General features: G+C 43.6%; 19 protein-coding genes, 1 tRNA gene and 2 rRNA genes. 1 reads left to right on the forward strand and 21 read right to left on the reverse strand.

What is annotated here, in order from left to right; all coding sequences use genetic code 11:
- From T538_RS0112545 to T538_RS0112620, 16 genes are all read right to left on the reverse strand, one after another.
- Positions 1-1362, reverse strand: a 1362-nt coding sequence (locus tag T538_RS0112545) for a hypothetical protein (protein WP_031541333.1), incomplete at its 3' end; no start/stop codon positions are given.
- Positions 1363-1930: 568 nt separating this feature from the next.
- Positions 1931-2908, reverse strand: a complete 978-nt coding sequence (locus T538_RS0112550; protein ID WP_031534173.1) for a PstS family phosphate ABC transporter substrate-binding protein — start codon at positions 2906-2908, stop codon at positions 1931-1933.
- Between the two features lie 112 nt (positions 2909-3020).
- Positions 3021-3503 carry a M67 family metallopeptidase gene (locus T538_RS0112555; RefSeq protein ID WP_051656076.1) on the reverse strand — a complete coding sequence of 161 codons (483 nt, stop codon included), beginning with the start codon at positions 3501-3503 and terminating at the stop codon, positions 3021-3023.
- Positions 3504-3507: 4 nt separating this feature from the next.
- The gene (locus T538_RS0112560; RefSeq protein WP_031534177.1) at positions 3508-4317 is read right to left on the reverse strand and encodes a HesA/MoeB/ThiF family protein; all 810 of its coding nucleotides are present in this window, start codon (positions 4315-4317) and stop codon (positions 3508-3510) included.
- Positions 4317-4526, reverse strand: a complete 210-nt coding sequence (gene thiS / locus T538_RS0112565; RefSeq protein ID WP_031534179.1) for a sulfur carrier protein ThiS — start codon at positions 4524-4526, stop codon at positions 4317-4319. The genes T538_RS0112560 and thiS overlap by 1 nt, the downstream gene beginning before the upstream one ends.
- A gap of 14 nt (positions 4527-4540) precedes the next feature.
- The gene (gene trxA, locus T538_RS0112570; RefSeq protein ID WP_031534182.1) at positions 4541-4858 is read right to left on the reverse strand and encodes a thioredoxin; all 318 of its coding nucleotides are present in this window, start codon (positions 4856-4858) and stop codon (positions 4541-4543) included.
- A gap of 94 nt (positions 4859-4952) precedes the next feature.
- Positions 4953-5405 carry a precorrin-2 dehydrogenase/sirohydrochlorin ferrochelatase family protein gene (locus T538_RS0112575; protein ID WP_031534184.1) on the reverse strand — a complete coding sequence of 151 codons (453 nt, stop codon included), beginning with the start codon at positions 5403-5405 and terminating at the stop codon, positions 4953-4955.
- A 15-nt stretch (positions 5406-5420) separates the two neighbouring features.
- Positions 5421-6326 (reverse strand): uroporphyrinogen-III C-methyltransferase, encoded by a 906-nt coding sequence (gene cobA, locus T538_RS0112580; protein ID WP_081834982.1) that lies wholly within the window; start codon positions 6324-6326, stop codon positions 5421-5423.
- 150 nt (positions 6327-6476) lie between these two features.
- Positions 6477-7403: an acyltransferase family protein gene (locus T538_RS0112585; protein ID WP_031534186.1), complete on the reverse strand. Its 927-nt coding sequence runs from the start codon at positions 7401-7403 to the stop codon at positions 6477-6479.
- Between the two features lie 127 nt (positions 7404-7530).
- Positions 7531-7604, reverse strand: a tRNA-Asp gene (locus T538_RS0112590).
- A 157-nt stretch (positions 7605-7761) separates the two neighbouring features.
- Complete coding sequence (locus tag T538_RS0112595) at positions 7762-8472, reverse strand: SIMPL domain-containing protein (RefSeq protein ID WP_031534188.1); 711 nt, start codon at positions 8470-8472, stop codon at positions 7762-7764.
- A 133-nt stretch (positions 8473-8605) separates the two neighbouring features.
- Positions 8606-9817 carry an outer membrane beta-barrel protein gene (locus tag T538_RS0112600; RefSeq protein WP_031534190.1) on the reverse strand — a complete coding sequence of 404 codons (1212 nt, stop codon included), beginning with the start codon at positions 9815-9817 and terminating at the stop codon, positions 8606-8608.
- 12 nt (positions 9818-9829) lie between these two features.
- Entirely contained in the window at positions 9830-10303 is a 474-nt protein-coding gene (locus T538_RS0112605; RefSeq protein WP_231497115.1) for an RNA polymerase sigma factor, read from the reverse strand.
- A 50-nt stretch (positions 10304-10353) separates the two neighbouring features.
- Positions 10354-11610, reverse strand: a complete 1257-nt coding sequence (locus T538_RS0112610) for a serpin family protein (protein WP_081834983.1) — start codon at positions 11608-11610, stop codon at positions 10354-10356.
- A 167-nt stretch (positions 11611-11777) separates the two neighbouring features.
- Entirely contained in the window at positions 11778-12764 is a 987-nt protein-coding gene (locus T538_RS0112615; protein WP_051656077.1) for a metallophosphoesterase, read from the reverse strand.
- A gap of 12 nt (positions 12765-12776) precedes the next feature.
- The gene (locus T538_RS0112620; RefSeq protein WP_051656078.1) at positions 12777-14753 is read right to left on the reverse strand and encodes a glycoside hydrolase family 35 protein; all 1977 of its coding nucleotides are present in this window, start codon (positions 14751-14753) and stop codon (positions 12777-12779) included.
- 224 nt (positions 14754-14977) lie between these two features.
- On the opposite strand from T538_RS0112620, the gene T538_RS0112625 reads away from it, so the two are divergent.
- Positions 14978-16102 (forward strand): aldose epimerase family protein, encoded by a 1125-nt coding sequence (locus T538_RS0112625; RefSeq protein ID WP_031534200.1) that lies wholly within the window; start codon positions 14978-14980, stop codon positions 16100-16102.
- A 5-nt stretch (positions 16103-16107) separates the two neighbouring features.
- Here T538_RS0112625 and T538_RS0112630 read toward each other — a convergent pair whose 3' ends face one another.
- The 5 genes from T538_RS0112630 to T538_RS0112650 all read right to left on the reverse strand — a co-directional run.
- Positions 16108-17094, reverse strand: a complete 987-nt coding sequence (locus T538_RS0112630) for a nucleotidyltransferase family protein (protein WP_031534202.1) — start codon at positions 17092-17094, stop codon at positions 16108-16110.
- Positions 17095-17147: 53 nt separating this feature from the next.
- Positions 17148-17750, reverse strand: a complete 603-nt coding sequence (locus tag T538_RS0112635; RefSeq protein ID WP_031534204.1) for a superoxide dismutase — start codon at positions 17748-17750, stop codon at positions 17148-17150.
- 62 nt (positions 17751-17812) lie between these two features.
- Entirely contained in the window at positions 17813-18607 is a 795-nt protein-coding gene (gene nudC, locus T538_RS17250) for an NAD(+) diphosphatase (protein ID WP_051656079.1), read from the reverse strand.
- A 186-nt stretch (positions 18608-18793) separates the two neighbouring features.
- Positions 18794-18906: ribosomal RNA gene (rrf, locus tag T538_RS0112645) — 5S ribosomal RNA — on the reverse strand.
- A 111-nt stretch (positions 18907-19017) separates the two neighbouring features.
- A 23S ribosomal RNA gene (locus tag T538_RS0112650) occupies positions 19018-19361 on the reverse strand; the annotation flags it as partial.

Here is a 19361-nt window from a genome sequence, read left to right on the forward strand (position 1 = left end):
ACTGATGCTGCCGCTCAACGTGTGCTCAACAATGGTGAACTTGCGGACATCGGCAAGCGAGAGAATATCGACAATAAGGTTGGAATAGTCTTCGAGGCTGTCGATGCACTCGGCATCGAGAACACAGGCGTGCTCGATGCGCGCCACCTGCTTTATTTCTTCGAACAACGGAATATCGGCATCTTCGTAGGTTGGTGCTGGCTTCTTGTTGTTTACCTTCTTGGTTGTATCAACCAGCTCCAATTCGGTTTCTGACATCGGAACACCGCAGAATGTCTTTTCCGGCTCGCCTTCTACTTCTTCGAGGACGTGAAATTCATTTGTCCATAAATCATAAACATAAACTTTACTATTGACAAAACAAAATCCACATGCATTACCCGATGCTCCATTTAATTTGTAGAAATAGACGAACTTACCAGTTTCTGGTTCAATTACGGCAAGAAGTACCATTCCATCAGCATATACCATGCGCCAAATGTATCCATTGCGATAGACAAAATGCATACCTGAAAGCCACAAATTTCGACCATTGTAAACGAGTTCTGGCATTTTTCCATCATTACCATAAAGATCCAAATCACCATTTTCTAGGTCGACTCGATAAAACACCCCACTATATGTTACATAGCCATAATGCCCTATAATCTCAATACGGTCTTTTACATAGCGAATCGTTCTCCAAACAATTTTTCCGTCCATCGTCATTCGGAAAATACCGACATTGGTTACTGCAATCAAGTCATTCTTGTAAGGTAGAACGTAACACAACCTCATATCTTCTGAGAAACCGGGCATCTCTTTATTTCTGTAGTCTGGTATGAATTTTCGGACTTCGTCTTCAGGGAAAATGTCATCCATTTTTATGTGCAGAATGACATTCATCCTGTCCTCATTCATTTTGTATATATAAAGATTATAAAAATCCTTACACACAAAAATATTGTCTTTTCTTACACAAAATTTAGTCCAACCATCTAAGTCTGCCACTTTAATGCTATTCCAATTTTCTTTATCAAATCGGTATATGCCTTTTTCACTTAGAATAAACAAATAGTCCTCATAGCCATAAATCTCTGCTGGTCTATTTTCACGAGACTGATAAGAAAAGCTATGAACTACTTTTAAATCCGGCAAATAATAGAGTGTAGCACTGGCATTATCGTGTAATAAAAAATAATCGCCATTAGTTTCATAACCAAAATCTCCACTACCATGACGTATTTCACCTACGACCTTAAAATCATCAAGTCGCAGCTTGCTAATGCCGGTGCGAGTTTTGTCATAACAGTAAGCATATCCCTTACTGACGAACATTATAGAACCACCAACCTGCTTCAGAAAAACTTCTTTTAAAATCATTTCCCCAACATAGTTTTAAATTCAGCGAGTAAAAGTACTGCAAATCTTTCAGAAATGAAAAAAATCGGGCAAAAAAAATCCCCAATTTTCTGCTCGATTTTTCTAAATCAACCCGAACGAAACCCGAAGGCATCCCGAAGGAATATCATCCCACCGTTCCCCATAACCTACCCATCCACTACCCTGCATATACCTTGCCACTATTTTACATCTACAAAAAGAACAAATCGACCATAAATTGTCACTTATTAGTCCCGATTCAAGTTTAACCACCATCGAACTTTTGAGCACCCCTTTGAATTGCTTCCATATTCCTTCCAGCTTCCTTGGACGTATCTTGGACGTACCTTGAATCTACCTTCCTTCTATCTTCCTTCTTCCTACCTTCTTTCTACCTTCTTCCTACCCACCATTTTGCATTTACAAAAAGAATATTTCGTGTTATAAATGTTCCTTATAAGTCCATGGTCCTTAAAACGGAGAAATGTGAAATTACGAAAGCAAAAAAAAGGAAGACCTCAACGACATGAGAATCTTCCTTTTTTTGTAGTAACAATTTTGAAACCAACTATTTGTTTAACTTCTTCAACGCTGCATCAAGTTTGTCTTGTGAAATACCAACATATCCAACGCCGTCGTTCTCCTTCTGTCCATCAGTCAAGACATACTTCAGGAAAGCCACCACAACCGGATTGGTTGGAACGCCCTTGGTTACGAGATAAAGGTCGCGCGCTGGAGGCGAAGGAAACCTGCCGTCGGCAATTGCCTTTGTAAGCAAATCTTTTGTGGCATAGAAATCCTCGTCCTCGTCAATCTTGCCGTTTCCGTTTACATCTATTGGCAGAACCCTTATGCCATCGAGCGGTTTCTTTGTAACATTGTCGTAGGCATAGCCAATGTTGTTGAATCCGATGGCTCTCACGTTTTTCTGTACGGCTGTGGCAACACCCGGGTCGCCGTTAACGCCCTCGCCGCCAAGGTCTTCCTGATGCTTGCCAAACCACTGGGCAAAAGTCTCGGCTGCTCCGCAGGCATCGCTTCGGGTAAATACCGTTACCGGAGTGGCATCGCTTGTGCCCAGAATGCTTCCCCACGACTTAACCGAGCCTTCAATCCATATTTTAGATGCTTGCTCGGCAGTAATGCCATGCTTAACCAACTCGGCATAAAGCGGATTCTTCTCGTTGATTGTTGGCACAACGGCATCCTTCGCAACCGGAAAGCCTACCGCGCCCTTCTCAATCTCCTTGTCGCTCACCTCGCGGCTCACCATTCCAAAGTCTACCTGCTCGGCAAGCACGTCGGTCATGCCCTTGCCTGCTCCACCACCATCGACCTCGATGCTTACGTTTGGATGCAGTTTCTTGAACTCCTCGGCCCACTTTACTGCCAGAGGATAGAGGGCAAACGCGCCCGAAAGCGATATTCTGCCTTCGAGCTCGTCGCCGTTGGCACTTGCCTTGCTCTTGCTTCCGCACGACGAGACAAGTATCGGGGCTGCCAGAACCGCAGCCGCCGCAAACAGAGTTAAAATTTTTTTCTTCATTATTCCGTTATATTTTTTAAGTTAACTGCGGATATTCTGAGCAAGAATATCCTGTTCTCACAAAGAGAACAAAAGCCCAACAACCCTTTTCCGCTGCTGCTGGGCTATGAATTTAAACAACTACAGGAAAGCGTGTTACCTTTCCATTTACAATACGAAACGCATTCAGAACAGGCTCGCCCTCGGCAACATAAGGCTGCCCCGAAATGTCGGGCGAGAGCGACAGAATGAGGTACAGGATATTGGGGTCGAAAGCCAGTCTCTTGTCCTCTTCTGACGGACGGCTGGGCGACGCCGGATGACTGTGCCAGTTGCCTATGACCTTTAGAGCGTTGGCGCGCGCATACTTTATGGCGGCGAACTGCTCCTTAGGGTCGAGGCTGAAATGCTCTTCTGAATGGTCGGTGTTAGTGAGCCGATAGTTGTGCGTTATCTGAATATTCTCCGCCTCGTCTATCGTGCCGAGCACATATCCGCAACTCTCTATGGGTGCATCTTCGCGAGCCTGGGCGAGAATAGAGTCGTAAGCCTCGCGCGTTATGCGGACAATCTTTCCGCCCTCTTCCCAACCGTATTTCTTTTCTGCTTCTGTCATGTTTCTAATGATTCTTTAAATCGCATGTAGCCTGCTCGTAATCAATAAGTTCTGTTATCGTAGGATTGTCGCCGCAGATTTTGCAATGGCTGCTGTGGCGAGTGTTTATCTTACGGAAATCCATTGTCTTTGCGTTGAAAGTGAGCAACTTGTTAGTGAGCAACTCGCCCACTCCGGTAATGTATTTCAAGGTCTCTGCCGCCTGAATTGTGCCTAACATTCCGGCAATCGCGCCCAAAACGCCGGCCTGCGAACAGGTTGGAACGGCATTTGGTGGTGGCGGTGCACCGAACAGACATCGGTAACAAGCCGAGCCGGGAACGTGAGTGAACGTCTGTCCCTCGAACCGAAGGATTCCTCCGTGGCTGAACGGCTTTCCTGCCATAACGCAGGCATCATTTATCAAGAACTTAACCGGAAAGTTGTCTGTTCCGTCAACAATGAAGTCGTACTCCTTTATTATGTCGAGGGCATTGTCTGCCATCAGCAAATCCTGAATGGCATTAACCTTGATGTTCGGATTGATGGCAAGCATCTTCTCCTTTGCCGAAAGAACCTTCGGCGTATCGACATCTTTTGTGAAATGAATTACCTGTCGCTGCAAATTGCTGAGGTCAACCACATCGCCGTCGATGATTCCGATGGTACCAACGCCTGCCGCTGCCAGATAGAGCGACACGGGCGCACCAAGTCCGCCAGCACCTACGACGAGAACCTTCGCATTATTTATCTTTTCCTGCCCTTCAACGCCTACATCTTGCAGCAAGATGTGGCGGCTGTATCGCAGCAGTTCTTCTTCTGAAAAATCGTACATTAGCAACCTCCTCCCATAAAGTACAAGAAATCAACCGAGTCGTTCTCTTTTAACTGAAGTGTGTCGAACTCGGCTCTGTCAACAAACTCCTCGTTTACCTGAACGCTCACCATTTCTGGCTGAAGAACGTTGTTCAACTTTATCAAACCAGCCACCGTAAGAGGAAGCTGCACATCCTGATTTTCTCCGTTTACTACTATTTTTGCCATATTTCCTTGTTGTTTTAAATGTATTTGTTTATTGTTTCCGAAATTTTCTGTTTGTTAACCGCTCCGGTAAGCGATTCCGCAACCTCGCCGTCCTTTATTACAATAAGGGTTGGAATGTTGCGTATGCCCAGCCGCTCGGTCAGAACATCGTTGTTCTCAACGTTGTACTTTCCTACCGCTGCCTTACCCTCATACTCGTCGGCAATCTGCGCAACGATGGGCGCAAGACGGCGGCACGGAGCACACCAAGTAGCCCAGAAATCAATCAGCACCACCTTGTTGGCGGCTATGATTTCTTCGTAATTCTCGTCTGTAATCTTCAGTTCTGCCATTGTGTTTTGTTTGTGTTAATTACTGATGCAAAATTACACCAGTTCGGCAATACCTGCAATCGCCTTCAGTTGGTAATCATATCACTCATGTTTGTTATTTTCGGTTTTTCAAGAGGTCGATATTGTCGCGGATATTGTTTCTGATGGCAATACTCTGCCTTACGTCGGTGGCATTGCTCAGAACCGAAACGGTGAGATTCCCTTCCTTGTATATTGCCGGTGAGATGAAATCGCATATTTCTGGATTGTCGCAGACGCTTGCCAGAATGCCCCGCGCCTCGGCATCGTGCTTTATCTGGCGGTTGAGAGCCTCGTTCTCGGTACAGATGTAAACAAGAAATGCACCGTCGAGGTCGGCTGGTTCGTACTCTTTCTGTATGCGCGCGAATGGCAATTCGTCAAACCCTTCGTTGAATTTCGGCGATATTACTACGGCTTCGCTTACAAAACGATGCAGAATCGTTGCCTTGTGAAGTCCAACCTTTCCGCCGCCTATTATGAGGATGCGCTTGCCCGTTACGTTCAGTCCTATTGGTAGAAATGTCATGTGCGTGTGTGATTTTCAGATTTTACTAATAGCGTCGAAAGTCTCTTGGTCAGATGCCAGCAGAAGCAGCCGTTTCGGAACATCATCAGAATAAATATGTCTGAACGACTCGACCGACGACGGCGATGAGAAACGAATCTTGTCAACCGCTTCCAAACCAACTTTCTCGCCGGCAAAGAGAAGCGTTTTCCCAGCGTGCGGTTCGGCCTCGAAGCCAACCACCTCGCCAACAATTATCAGAACCGGAGTGTCCCTGAAAACGGCATACCTAAGGTCGCCTACAGTAGTATAAACAGCATTTTGCGACGGCAACGAGATATTCGTTACCAATGCCGCCGGAGTGTCTGCGCTTCTGCCGCTTTCAAGAAGTGCCTTGGCTATGCTGCTGACGTATGCGCCGCCCATGTAATATAGGAGAGTGTCGGCCTTCGGTGTCTGAATCTTCTGCCCGTGACCAAGCACGAATGCCACGCTGCGCGCCAAGCCTCTGTGCGTCAACGGAATCTGCAACAACGATGCGAGGGCGAATCCGCTACTCACTCCCGGCACAACCTCTACTTCTACCGAACGCGATTTCAGATAGTCAATCTCCTCGCGTCCGTGGGCAAAGAGCATCGGGTCGCCTCCCTTCAGGCGGACAACATTATCGCCCTTCGCCGCCCTTTCGTACAAACGTTGGTTCAGCTCGTCCTGCTCGGCGCTATGCTTTCCCGAACGCTTGCCTACATACACTTTTTCTGCCTCAAACCGACGAAGAAACTCCTCGTTGGTAAGGTCGTCGTAGAATATGGCATCGGCATTCTCCAAGGCTTTCAGACCTTTGACCGTAATAAGGTCGGGGTCGCCCGGTCCAAAGCCAACAAGCGTGACTTTTCCGTAGCCTCGGCTATCACCCTTTATAATGTTTGATGTTTTGTTCATAAATGTAGCTAAATCGATAAAAACTGTCTGCAAAATTATCAACTTTCTGCAACAAGCCAAATAGCCTTGATTTGCTACATTTATAACATAAGAATGGTAATGAATTGCAAAAACTTTAAGATCTAAAATTCAAAAAACTGTAATATACGTTCATAACTTCTTAAGAGTCACTTTTTCGATTTTCAATTTAAAATAATCAAAAAATTTACTTATCAAAATTCCACTTATCACACTTACAAAAAGCAACAAGAATGTAGAAAAATTATAAGAATCGTCTTTTATCGAAAGATAGCACTTATTTTGTAATATAATCACATGAACTATATATATTTCCAAACTTGCTTTTCCTATAACCTTAAAAAAATTAAAGTTTGCAATACTAAACAATTTACACAACACCACTACAATAAAAGGTGTAGCAAAAGCAATACTAATACTATAAGAAAAAAGACGATAAGTAAAATTAAAAAAGAAGCCTATAAAAAGAAGAACTATTGATATAAATAAATATGACTTTATTTTTTTCTCATTTATTATAGAATACGCAAGAATAACTCCATACAAAAATATCGGAATTCTATAAACTAAAGAAAAATGCTGCCAATCTAAAAAAGAAAAATCAAAAAACACATGAATTATTGCAAATACAATAAAGACGCCTATAATGACCAACAAATAAGTTTTCTTCTTACATAAAATATTGATAATAAACGGAAACAATGCATATAAAGTTAGTATAGACGGAACATACCAATCAAAATATATTCCATTTGTCCAATATCCCAAAGCCGTACACTTCCATAAAACAATAAAAAAATTATCCGAATTATTTAAAAGACATCCTATAATTACCAGAAAAAAATATATCGGATATATTCTCATTATTCGACTGATATAAAATGCCTTTACATTTCTTTTTTTACATACAGAAAATGTCAAGCCAAAACCAGACAACATCATAAAGATATCAACTCCTCCAAAACCTGCCCAACTGAACGTTGACAAATAATTTGCAAAAAGAAAAGTTTCAGCAAAACCAGAATGATACAAAATCACCCATAGAATTGCAAAACCCATCAATTCACTTCTGTATAAAGATATATTACTTATGTCAAAATAAAAGTTCTTCACGAAAAAACATTTTTATTACCTCGGAATAAACAAAAAAGAGTTCCTCAATTTTAGTTTGAAGAACTCTTTCCAGCGGTGCGTACGGGACTCGAACCCGTGACCCCATGCGTGACAGGCATGTATTCTAACCAGCTGAACTAACGCACCAGACAGTCATTTTTTTCAAATGCGATGCAAAGATAGCACTTTTTTTTGAACCAGCAACACTTTCAGAAAGAATATTTTCATTTTTTGCTAAAAAAATCTGCGCGATGACAAAAAATCACCACGCAGACGTTCTTAAAAATCTTAATATTAACAATACTTATTTGAGTGTATATTCAAGCGTTGTCACAACGCGGACTTTCTTCATGAAAGGTGTGCTTGCATCGCGGCTCTCGATAGAGAACTGTCCTTGCGATGCCGAACGGATGTCGTCAAGCTCGCTGCCGCTGTCCGATGCAAACTTCTCGGCTGTGATGCGAGCGTTCTTGGTTGCCTCCTCAACCATCTCGGGCTTTATCTTGTTAAGCCCCGTAAACTCGTAAGAAGGACTGTTGCTGCCACCGTACTCCTCGCCTACAATGGCAATATCCTGCTTCATCAACTCTGCCTGACGGTTCATCAGCGCACGAACCTTGTCTATGTTTGGCGACGTAACGGTAATAACGCTCGTTGCCTTGTAGCGGAAGTTCATAATCTCGTTGCCATAGTTATCGGCCTGACGGTCTACAATGGTTGGCGGATTGACGGATATTTCAGAGTCGGTAAGTCCGCCGCTCTTCAGAAAAGCAACAATCTTCTGATTCTTCTTTTCCAACTGTCGGTACATCTCGGCAGGGTCGTTGCCCAAATCTTTATATACGAGCGGCCATATTACTTTGTCCGCCTTTACCTCGCGCTCCGACAAGCCTTTTACCGAGACTATTCTGTCGCGGTCTTTGAAAGTTACGATACCAGAACGCACCGTGAAACCGAGAATAACGATACCAAGTGCAATGATGGCAGAAGGCAGTAATGCTGATGATTTTTCCATACTTTTAAATATTAAGTTTGCTGTTTTTGATAAAACCAATGCAAATATAAATAGGGAAAAACTCCGGACAAAGGATTTTTCCCTATTATTTAGAGATTTTTTCCAACAAACGCTTTTTTATCAGCAAAATGTGTCACTTGCCAATCTTGTATCTCAAACCAAGGCCGAAATTTAGCACGAACGGATTTTCGGTATTGAACGTGTGATACTTTCTGCCTGTCGGAATATTGAACATAAGCGATGGCTCGGCATAGGCATTAAGACTGCGGAACAGCCTGAACTCGAGTCCCGGCGATGCCACAACCGAGGCTGTTACAGGAATGTCATTCAGCCGTTGCGTCATACTTACCCTACCGTTACTTGCCGACGGCTTCAGAATCTCGGCCTTTCCGCTGACGCCAAAGCCAACCATCATTCCGCCAGACGCGTAGATGTTCCACTTCTTTCCGGCTGTAAGATTGATGCCAAGTTTCAGCGGAATGTTCAGATAATGAATTGTCTGGTCGGTATGAACCGCGCCTTTGTCAAACGTGCTACACAGTTCAGAATACACAAGTCCAGTCTGAATACTCCATTTATCATCAAGCGGAAACGCAACCTCCATACCAACATAAACTGGGCGACTATGTTCCTCGTATTCTTTTTCAACCGAACTTCCATAATCACTATCATTATATTTCGGATTCCCTGAAACCGGAGAATCAAGCCCCATATCATAAAGATCAGCATCAACGCTGCCATTCAAGAATTCTGTATCTACCGTTATTCCAGAAACGAACATCGAAACCGATGGCTTTTGTTTTGCTTTTTTAGTTTTACTGATATTTGCAGAATTCTTAGAGACATACCAAACTTTTTTCTTTTCGCTTCGGACATTATTTTCAACCACAGAATCTTTCTTTTCTGTAACGGCAACAGAAGAAGAAACTTCCACACTTTTCACAACTTTTTTTTCATCAGAAACAGAATCTTCATCTTCGTCAGTTTTGCTGAGAATTTCACCCCTGCCGATTTCTGCAACTCTGGCACGAGAGGCACGACGAGGCTCTTCGTTCAGCAGATTTTCGTCAGCAAGCGACACGTTTTTAGCATCGGTTTCACCCTCGAAATATGTGTAGAAGTAACGCATCATTCCGCAGTTAAGAGCCGCCATCAGTAAGATGACGACAGCGGCGCTACGACTCCACACAAGGCTGAAGACACGCTTCGGCTCTCGGGGTTCGGCGGCAAACGGCTCGACAGCGTCGAGTCGTGCCTCGATGCCAGCCCAAAGTCCATCAGGAATTTCATCGGATTCAAAGCCGCTAAGCTTATCCCGCAGATTTTCTTTCCATTTTTCAGCCATCTGTTAACTGCTTTACTGATTATCTAAAATGTTTCGTATCATCTTTTTAGCCCTATTGAGCTGCGAAGCCGATGAACTTTCCTTTATGCCAAGTATCTGCGCAATCTCTTTGTGCGACTTGTCTTCGAACACATAGAGATTGAGCACTGTTCGGTAGCCCGTAGGCAACTGCATTATGGCACGATGAATATCATCGGGAGTAAATTTTTCGACCTCAAGTTCCTCTTCAAAATCCGGTATATCCTCACAAATGTCGATAAACGCGCCGTGTTCCTTTTTTCTGATGAACATGAGCGACTCGTTTACAACAATGCGCGTCATCCACGAAAGAACGCTTCCCTCTTCGCGTTGCTGAAACGTACCGATGTTCATAAAAATCTTGACGTAACCTTCTTGCAGAACGTCTTTCACATCGTCTTCGTTTACGATGTATCGCTGACAAACGGCAGTCAAATAGCGAATCGTAAGACTATACAGTTGTTGCATAGCCCTACGATTTCCGCCTTTCACTTGATCGATTATCAGCCGGTAGTCTATCATAAAGTCGTCACCTTACCCATAAACAGTATTGTTCCTGTCTGGGTATCGCGTATAATGTATGCAAAAGGTTTGTTCATGTTGAATTCTATTGAACTGTTCACATCTGGTCCGGCAGAGTCGACCTTTATTACAGCCTCAGTTACAGCAGCCGCCTCAGTTCCTTCCTCATCGACCTTGATGTACGAGAATTGCTTGACAAGTGAGACGTACAAGTCTGAATGGGAAGATATGCCATTCAATTCAGCTTCTTCAGATGCAAATATCCTTTTTACGCCCAAATCTTCCAGCACTTTATTGAGCTCGATATCGTATTTCAGTTCCATTCGGGGCATACTGAGTACGAGATTCTCGCTACTTCTGCGTGTCAAAAGTTTATTGAACTCACTGTATGTCAGATTCTTGAGACAATCATCAAGCGCAACGCCTTCATCTGGAAGAATTACATCCATGCAGAACTCTCCGTTGCCGTAAGGAAACTCTGCCATGCTGTAATTATCGGCTGCGGCATATAAAAACGCCTTGCCATTCATGTACATCATGTCAACCTGACTCTCTGCGCCGTTAGCAGATGTGAATGTCTTTTTACTTGTTTTAGACTTATCGAACTTAATTGCCCACTGTCCCTTGAAATAGAGGGCATTGATAAGCGCCATCACGCAGTCGTAATCCAACGGCTTCTCTAATATCTTCGGGATACAGCCTCTTGTATTCTTACTACACCATGAGTTTATATCGTTCATGGTCTTTTCGGTCTGCAAATCAACGACTTTAGTCTCTGCATCGAAATAGTTGCTGTTTGTCTTCTTGTAGCTGTCAAGAACTGGAAATCCCTCGTCGAACCACATAGAGTTGGCAATGTTCAAAGTGGTTCTTCTGTCGCATATCGGCAGCCATGAGTTAAGTGCCTTGAAAGCTCCATTCACATCATCCTGACTCATTTTTTCAAAGCCCAGAAACTTGTTCAATTCATTGCGCGTCTCACCTTCAGCACCCGATGCAAGCATTGCCAGCGTCTCAGACAGGCTGAGGGGCGAGATTGTGAAATTTTTATTCGGCTCGGCAATGCTGTTAACCTCGTCGAAGAGTGTAAAAGCCATTTCAGACGTACTGTTGTAAACAACACCCGAGTTGGTTGGAGGACATATTACCACAATCGGGTTCGGTTCATCGGTATCCAATAAACTATTGCACGAGGCAAGTCCATTCACGGCCATAAGGGCTGAAAGAATGACGATAAAACTATTTTTTTTCATACTCCATTTTTTATGGTTTTCTGCCTATATAATGCAGCAATATAGAAAACCTTGCATGAAAAAAGTTATTTTTTTCAGTTTTTTTTATTTCAGAAGTAGTTTGTCTCTCATTTTCTGATATTTATTTCATGCAAAATAAGGCTTCAACCTATAAAAAGCGTTTAGCCTCATTTTACTTTTCTCAAAGTAATGAGAGTTATCTCTGGAGTTGCCCCGATGCGCATCGGCATTGTTCCGCCAAGACCAATATTTACATAAAGTTTCTGATTTCCAACGATGTATAAGCCGTCACAATCGGGATAAATCCATTTCGATGGAGTGAAGCCCAACACTCTGAACTGCATGGCATGCGTGTGTCCCGACAGCGTTAACGGAATGTCGGTTTTGCCAACCACCTCCTTGCGCCATTGGCTCGGGTCGTGCGTAAGCAGAATACGGAACATGCCTTCCGTTCCTTCGCACGTTTTTGCCAAGTCGCCGCGCTGAATAACGGGATGCGCGCCAACACTCTGGTTCTCGCAGCCGAGAATGGCGATGCTGTCGGCTCCATGGCGGATAATGGTATTCTCGTTTAGCAGAAGATTCCAGCCGAGGTCATTTCTTTCGGCATCAATCACCTTATTAACTTGCTGCCATCGGGCAGAATCGGAAAGATGGCGGGCATAAGGCAGATAATCGTGGTTGCCGAGAATCGAAATCACGCCGTCCTTAGCCTTCAGTTCTTTCAGAATCGGCTTGAAGCCGTCAATTTCCGACGGAGAAAGCGAAACGAGGTCGCCGGTAAAACAGACAAGGTCGGGATTGATGGCGTTAATCTCGTCGACTCTCTTCTTCAGATGTTCGGAATTGCCTTTCCATCCGTCGAGATGAAGGTCGGAAATCTGCACAATTTTGTAGCCGTCGAAGGCTCCGGGAACGCTTTCCGACTCAAAATCAAATGTCGTGACTTCGCTTCTGAATCTGCCGAAAGCATAGCCGTAAGTCATCAGAACGGAAATCAGCACAAACAAGCCTAACGCCGTGAATCCAAAGTATTTATAAGTCACCTTAAAGTTTGCGATGAACCCGACGAGTTTTGCCAGCAAATAAATTATATGCGGAACGAGGGCGAAAAGTATGCCCAGAATTACGACCGAAATAATAAAGAATTTCATACTCTAGTTTTATTATTTTGCACCCGGAGCAGCATCGTTTCCGACAAAAGATTTCGTATCGACGGCAGAAACAGACGCTCCTTTTGTAACGAATCCGTCCTTCGGAAGAAATTCGCGATGCAATTCATCTACTATCGGCTTGCTTACGCCTTTCACACTTGCCTTTCGCGGACCGGCGATGTCGAGCACAACGATGTCGTTCGCACCCTTTTTCAGCCAGCATCCCGGAACATAAAGCGTCTGCTGAGGACCAACTTCCCAGAATCTGCCGATGCAATGTCCGTTAATCCACACCAAGCCTTTGCCCCATGTGCTCATGTCAAGATAAGTGTCGCCCACCGTCTTCAACTTGAACGAAGCCCGAAAGTAAGCCGGAGATTTCTCGCCTTCAGGAATAGGAATATAACTTTTGTCCTCATAAGGCGTTCCGGTAACAGGAAAGAGGTTCACTTTCCAGTCTTTCAGATTGTAAGTAACATCATTCTTTCCGTCGGTAGTGATGGCGCAAACGCTGTTGGTAATGCCTTTCGGGTCGTTTATCAGTTTGCTGTAATTTATGCGTCCCATAGCCTCTACGAAAATGCTGAGTTCTGCGCCGGCACGCACGTCTTTCTTCAGCCTTAGCGTATTTTCGTACTTGCTTCCGCGATAGAGTCTGCCGATGACTTCGCCGTCAATCATAACGATGGCATAATCGTGCAAGTCGTTAATCTGCAGTAACGCGCCAGCCTTCAGCTCGGGCATATCGGTTGTGTACATTATGCTTCCGTAGCCCATGTCGAACTGTTCCATCGGCTTTATGTCGCGGCTTTCAATCGTTGTTGGCACATTTCCTGCACGCAGAAGCGGAGCCATCTCGCAGAATTCGATTTCAGGGAACGAAATCACCGGAATCGCCTTCGGAACAGCCGGAAGTTTCGCATCAGAATATTTCTGAAGCAACTCTCTGAGTTTAAAATATTTATCGGTCGGCGCGCCCTGCTCGTTTATCGGAGCATCGTAATCGTAAGATGTGCAGTCGGGCGCGTATCCTTTGTTATTTGCGCCAGCCCAATGGGCGAAAGATGTTCCGCCGTGAGTCATGTAGAGCGAGAACGAGATGTTATTGTCGAGCATCGTCTTGATGCCATTGACCATGGCGTCGGCAGGTCGTGTCTGGTGAGCCGAGCCCCATCCGTCGAACCATCCGCTCCAATATTCCGAGCACATCAACGGTGCGTCGGGACGCATCTTCTTTACTTTCTCAAACTGCTTCAGGACATTCGCATTGGTTCCAAAATTCATAGTCCAAAGAAGGTCGTCGAGAGCATTGTCGGTAAAATTGCTCGACCAGTCGCACTGAAAAAGCTGCACCTTGTCGAATCCCGACTCACGCAGAATATCGCGTACAGCCGAAACATACGGCTTATTCTTTCCGTACGAACCGTATTCGTTCTCAACCTGAACCATTATAATCGGTCCGCCGTTTTCAACCGTCAGCGGAGCGAGTTGCTCGCCCACTTTCTTCTCGAAAATTCGCACTCGCTCAAGAAAATAAGGGTCTTGCTCGCGGAGTTTGATATCTTTCTTCTTCAGAAGCCACCAAGGAAGTCCGCCCATCTCCCACTCGGCACAGACGTACGGACCGGGGCGGACAATTACGAACATTCCGTTTTTCTGAGCCAAACGACAGAATTCGGCAACATCATTCTGGCCCGAAAAATCGAATTCACCTTCCTGCTGTTCGTGAATATTCCAGAATACATACAAGCACAAGGTATTCATGCCCAAAGCCTTGCACATTTTTATTCTGTGTTCCCAATATGGTCGTGGAATTCGCGGATAATGAACTTCGGCTGCTTTGATAACAAACGGCTTGCCGTCCATCAGAAATGTTCCTTTTCCAACTTCAAACGAATGCGAGACAACATCGTTCTTGGCACTCAAAGGCGCAGCCATCAATGCTGCAATAAATGCGAATAGTGAAATCTTCTTAAAAAGGTTTATCATAAGAATCAAAAATATCTGTGAAAATAAACAAAAAATCACCTTCTTAATTAAGGTATGCAAATGTCGTTATTAAATACGACATTTACAATTTTTTAGTCAACGAAAATGAACGTAAAACTTCTGTTTTTATAGCGATTCTCGTTTTTTGCTATCTTTTGAACATTTTTTCAACCTGATGAATTATTTTTGAGTATATTTGCAGCAACAAAAATCAAACCAAATCAATGAAAAAATTTATCTTAACTGCAATTCTGCTCTTAGCACTTGGCAATTCCCGCGCACAAACAACAAAATCGGGTCTCGACGTGCAAGGCTTTGATTTGCAAATAGCCGGAAAACAAAATCATCTATACACAATCACAAACAAAAACGGAATGGAACTTTGCGTGATGAACTTCGGCGCGCGCGTGGTTAGTCTTACAGCTCCCGACCGCAACGGAAAGTTCGAAGATGTGGTTCTGGGCTACAAAAATGCCATAGACTACCTCAAGCGTCCGCAGAATTTCGGTGCAAACGTTGGCAGATTCGTCGGAAGAATCCTGAATGCAACATATACTTTAGATGGTCAGAAGGTGACTCTCTCGGCAAACAACAAATTTGGTGATTGCGCTCACGGCGGCGACAACAATTTTGCTCAGAAAATGTGGAATACCGAAAAAGTAGGAAAGCAAAGCATAACTTTTTCATATCTTTCGCCCGACGGCGAGAACGGTTTTCCGGGCAATCTGAAGGTTTTCGTAACCTATAAACTTACCGATGACAACGAACTCGACATCGAATACAAAGCTACAACCGACAAGCCAACAGTCGTGAACCTTACGCATCATTCGTTCTTCAACATCAGCGGAAACATGCAGCGCTCCGTCGAGGGGCAGACTCTTTGGGTTAAGGGCGACAGCATCATCGAATACGACAAAGACAAGCGCGTTACGGGCAACAAAATCGAGGTCAAAAACACAGCGTTCGACTTTACCCATCCGCATCTGATTGGTGAAAAAATTAATCAGAATCATCCACAGCTCGCAATAACAAACGGTTACGACCATTGTTGGACGATTACAAAATGGGGAGAAATAAAGAATAAAATCGCTTATATCTACGACATCACATCTGGCAGAATGATGAGCGTCTTCACCACAGAGCCGGGCTTGCAAATCTACTCAGGCAACGGCTTGAACGGTAGCGACACAGGCAAGAACAACATCAGATATCAAAGCCGAAGCGGAATCTGTTTCGAAACCTGCCACTTCCAAAACAGTCCGAATATTCCGTCATTTCCAAGCACGGTTGTTCGTCCCGGAAAGCCTTACAAAAGTCATACAATCTACAAGTTCGATGTTCTGAAATAGCAGAATCAACGACCTTTCAGAAATTTTGATAGCAGAGAATGCCACATATAAGTGCGTTGTCTGCTATCAACGTTTTTATACTTAACAAACTGCTGATTAGCATATTGCAGAAATCTAATCGGATGTCTAAGCACGTCTTTTCCCTTAGGTCGCAAAATATATCGTTTCTGAAATGTCACGAAAAGAAACAAATCCTTAGCCAACCCACTCAACAATTTCTCATCTTCATTTTCAAAGACGACCTTGCATACTTCGTCCATCGCCATTGCATAATATCCTCCAGAAAACAATGCTCCATCATTTTTCCTGAATAGATACCAATCAAGCATATGTCTTAAAGACAAGCCTTTACTAATATAATGAGTAATGGTGTGCAATGGCAGATAGTTATAATAGAACTCAGCATCAATCTTTCTTTTCCTTTTCAAAATCGAGTTAAGCAATGCCTCTTCATCTGTGGTTTCACCAAGACATTCGTCCAACAAACTATTATGATTCTCAACTGTTATTCCATCAATATGATATACTTCGTGCTTGTCGTTTCCTCCTTCATCAGGGAAAAATCCGTTATTCTGCAAAACTTCATCCAGATATGCCACAAGATCCACATCCGTACTGTATCTAAGCCACGGCGACGGATAATATTTCTGTGCAATATCCGTCCCTTTCATTATCAAAAGCACACAATCTTCTGAAGTTTCATCTAGCATTTGCTGTAATTTTTCTCGCAAAGCCAACGTCCGTTGCCAGAAGAGTTCACTCTCCTGCTCATCCTTCATCCACGTCATCATTACGCGAATATCAGGCTTAACTTCTTCCGGAAGTTTCTTTACCGACTGGAACACAATGGCTGAAACGCCTTGACGTTCTGCTAGATGCATCACATCAATCCATTGTTGCTGAGTCTGTTTCTGAATAACAACGGATTCCTCATTGCCGATATAAATCCGCAAAAGTGATAGCAATATTTGTGTGGAATTATCCATCTTCATAACAAAAGAGACTACTTTCTGAAAATAACAGAAATAGTCTCTTTTGATTTTTATTACAATCGGTTATTGATTTCGTTCCAATTTATAATCTGCCACAAAGACGACAGATAGTCAGGACGACGGTTCTGAAAATCAATGTAATACGCATGTTCCCACACATCGAAAGTTAGAAGCGGATTCAAACCTTTTGTCAAAGGATTTCCTGCATTCGTCTCTTGTGTAATGACGAGTTTTCCATCTTTGTCAGAAGATAGCCAAACCCATCCACTACCAAACAAAGTAGCACCATTCTTCTCAAACTCGGCCTTGAAAGCCTCAAATGAACCGAACTGTGCATTTATTGCATCCACAATCTTTCCTGTCGGAACATTATCCTTCACAGGCGCTTTAAACTGAGTGAAATACAAATTATGATTCAGAATCTGTCCTGCATTGTTGAAGATTCCTCCTTCACTCTTTGTCACAATCTCTTCAAGCGATAAACCTTCAAAACCTGAACCCGGCAAAAGATTGTTAAGGTTGTTCACATAAGCCTGAAGATGCTTACCATAATGGAAACTGATAGTTTCCGCACTAATCACAGGAGCCAAAGCATCAGCATTATAAGGCAACTGTATTAACTCAAACTTTCCGTTTTTCTGCAAATAATTTGTCATAATTTACGAATTTTAGATAACTGTACCGCGCAAATATAACGAATTATTCTTATGTACACAAATTAAACGGACTTTTGTTTCTTCTTTGCGTCTTCAATAAGCAAATATGCAATCGAACCCGGCGAAGGTGTGGCAGGACAGTCATCTGGCGAAAACCATTGCGCATCGGCAATTTCGTCGTCTTGCTTTGAAATCTCGCCACTCTCCCACTCTGCCGTAAAGCCAAACATCAACTGCGAAGGGAATGGCCAGCTCTGACTGCCGAAATATTTAATGTTTTTCACCTTCAATCCTGTCTCCTCCATAATTTCACGCTCTACTGCATGTTCGGCAGATTCGCCACACTCAATAAAGCCTGCAAGACAAGCATAAATATCCTGATTTCTTTGTGCATGTCGGGCAAGAAGAATTTTATCGCCTTTATGCACAAGTACAATAATGCACGGATTTATTCTCGGATAAACGATAGAGCCACAATCCTTACATTCAAAGGCAGACTCGCTTTCACGAGGTACAAGCGTAGCACCACATTTTGCACAAAAGTGAGTATCAGCACTCCATGAAGCCAAAGCCTTTGCACGAGACATTCTATAAACATTCTCCGTATCAGACACAAAGAAAACACTACGCATCGATACCAACTTATATTCAGAAGGAAGTTTTTCCTTATCAGAAATAGCCAAAACACACAAATCGTTATCTTTCTCTTCAAGGAAAGATAATGATCCACATGCTTTTTTTATGTTCAAAAGGTCGTCAAAAGTAAGTTTTTCATCATCTGAACGAAGAACAATCTCCCTACCATACACAGCATAACAAGTACATTCACTCGTTATTGGATTTATATTTAATGCCATATTCCCTTATTGTTTTTCATGCAAAATTAAGCATTTTTTCACAAAACAATATAAATATAAGATAAAAGGTGTAGCAAGAACATGTTTTTATGAAAGTTTTCCTGGAGGAACATTTTTTTGGAGAATATCCATAAACGCAAAAAGTCCCCCTCAGGCATTGACCTGAGGAGGACTCTCTATTCTTAAAAACGGCGGCTACCTACTCTCCCACATTGTATCGCAGTACCATCGGCGTGAGTGAGCTTAACTTCTCTGTTCGGAATGGGAAGAGGTGGAACCTCACTGCTATAACCACCTGAATATCTTTTTCTGACCTTCTTTTTTTTATTTTCTGTCAGTATTCAGTTCTTTCAACATATTGAAGCAATACAGCAGAACCGACAGTCCTACAACTCAAAGCACATATCCCTGTAAGAAAGCTGACGGGCAATTAGTAGTGCTCGGCTTTGGTGTCGCCACCTTTACACCTGCACCCTATCAACGTTGTCGTCTGCAACGACCCTGAGAGATCTAATCTTGTGGCCGGCTTCGCACTTAGATGCTTTCAGCGCTTATCCGATCCCGACTTAGATACCCGGCGGTGCACCTGGCGGCACAACCGGCAGACCAGAGGTCGGTCCAACACGGTCCTCTCGTACTAGTGTCAGAGCCACGCAAATCTCATGCGCCCACGATAGATAGAGACCGAACTGTCTCACGACGTTCTGAACCCAGCTCGCGTGCCACTTTAATGGGCGAACAGCCCAACCCTTGG

It is taken from the genome of Bacteroides sp. Ga6A2 (genome assembly GCF_000702225.1).
Classification (GTDB): domain Bacteria; phylum Bacteroidota; class Bacteroidia; order Bacteroidales; family Bacteroidaceae; genus Ga6A1.

Coding starts and splice junctions, on each gene's coding strand:
- T538_RS0112550 (WP_031534173.1), bottom strand. CDS start 2,908: ATGAAGAAAAAAATTTTAACTCTGTTTGCGGCGGCTGCGGTTCTGGCA.
- T538_RS0112555 (WP_051656076.1), bottom strand. CDS start 3,503: ATGACAGAAGCAGAAAAGAAATACGGTTGGGAAGAGGGCGGAAAGATT.
- T538_RS0112560 (WP_031534177.1), bottom strand. CDS start 4,317: ATGTACGATTTTTCAGAAGAAGAACTGCTGCGATACAGCCGCCACATC.
- thiS (WP_031534179.1), bottom strand. CDS start 4,526: ATGGCAAAAATAGTAGTAAACGGAGAAAATCAGGATGTGCAGCTTCCT.
- trxA (WP_031534182.1), bottom strand. CDS start 4,858: ATGGCAGAACTGAAGATTACAGACGAGAATTACGAAGAAATCATAGCC.
- T538_RS0112575 (WP_031534184.1), bottom strand. CDS start 5,405: ATGACATTTCTACCAATAGGACTGAACGTAACGGGCAAGCGCATCCTC.
- cobA (WP_081834982.1), bottom strand. CDS start 6,326: ATGAACAAAACATCAAACATTATAAAGGGTGATAGCCGAGGCTACGGA.
- T538_RS0112585 (WP_031534186.1), bottom strand. CDS start 7,403: ATGGGTTTTGCAATTCTATGGGTGATTTTGTATCATTCTGGTTTTGCT.
- T538_RS0112595 (WP_031534188.1), bottom strand. CDS start 8,472: ATGGAAAAATCATCAGCATTACTGCCTTCTGCCATCATTGCACTTGGT.
- T538_RS0112600 (WP_031534190.1), bottom strand. CDS start 9,817: ATGGCTGAAAAATGGAAAGAAAATCTGCGGGATAAGCTTAGCGGCTTT.
- T538_RS0112605 (WP_231497115.1), bottom strand. CDS start 10,303: ATGCAACAACTGTATAGTCTTACGATTCGCTATTTGACTGCCGTTTGT.
- T538_RS0112610 (WP_081834983.1), bottom strand. CDS start 11,610: ATGAAAAAAAATAGTTTTATCGTCATTCTTTCAGCCCTTATGGCCGTG.
- T538_RS0112615 (WP_051656077.1), bottom strand. CDS start 12,764: ATGAAATTCTTTATTATTTCGGTCGTAATTCTGGGCATACTTTTCGCC.
- T538_RS0112620 (WP_051656078.1), bottom strand. CDS start 14,753: ATGATAAACCTTTTTAAGAAGATTTCACTATTCGCATTTATTGCAGCA.
- T538_RS0112625 (WP_031534200.1), top strand. CDS start 14,978: ATGAAAAAATTTATCTTAACTGCAATTCTGCTCTTAGCACTTGGCAAT.
- T538_RS0112630 (WP_031534202.1), bottom strand. CDS start 17,094: ATGAAGATGGATAATTCCACACAAATATTGCTATCACTTTTGCGGATT.
- T538_RS0112635 (WP_031534204.1), bottom strand. CDS start 17,750: ATGACAAATTATTTGCAGAAAAACGGAAAGTTTGAGTTAATACAGTTG.
- nudC (WP_051656079.1), bottom strand. CDS start 18,607: ATGGCATTAAATATAAATCCAATAACGAGTGAATGTACTTGTTATGCT.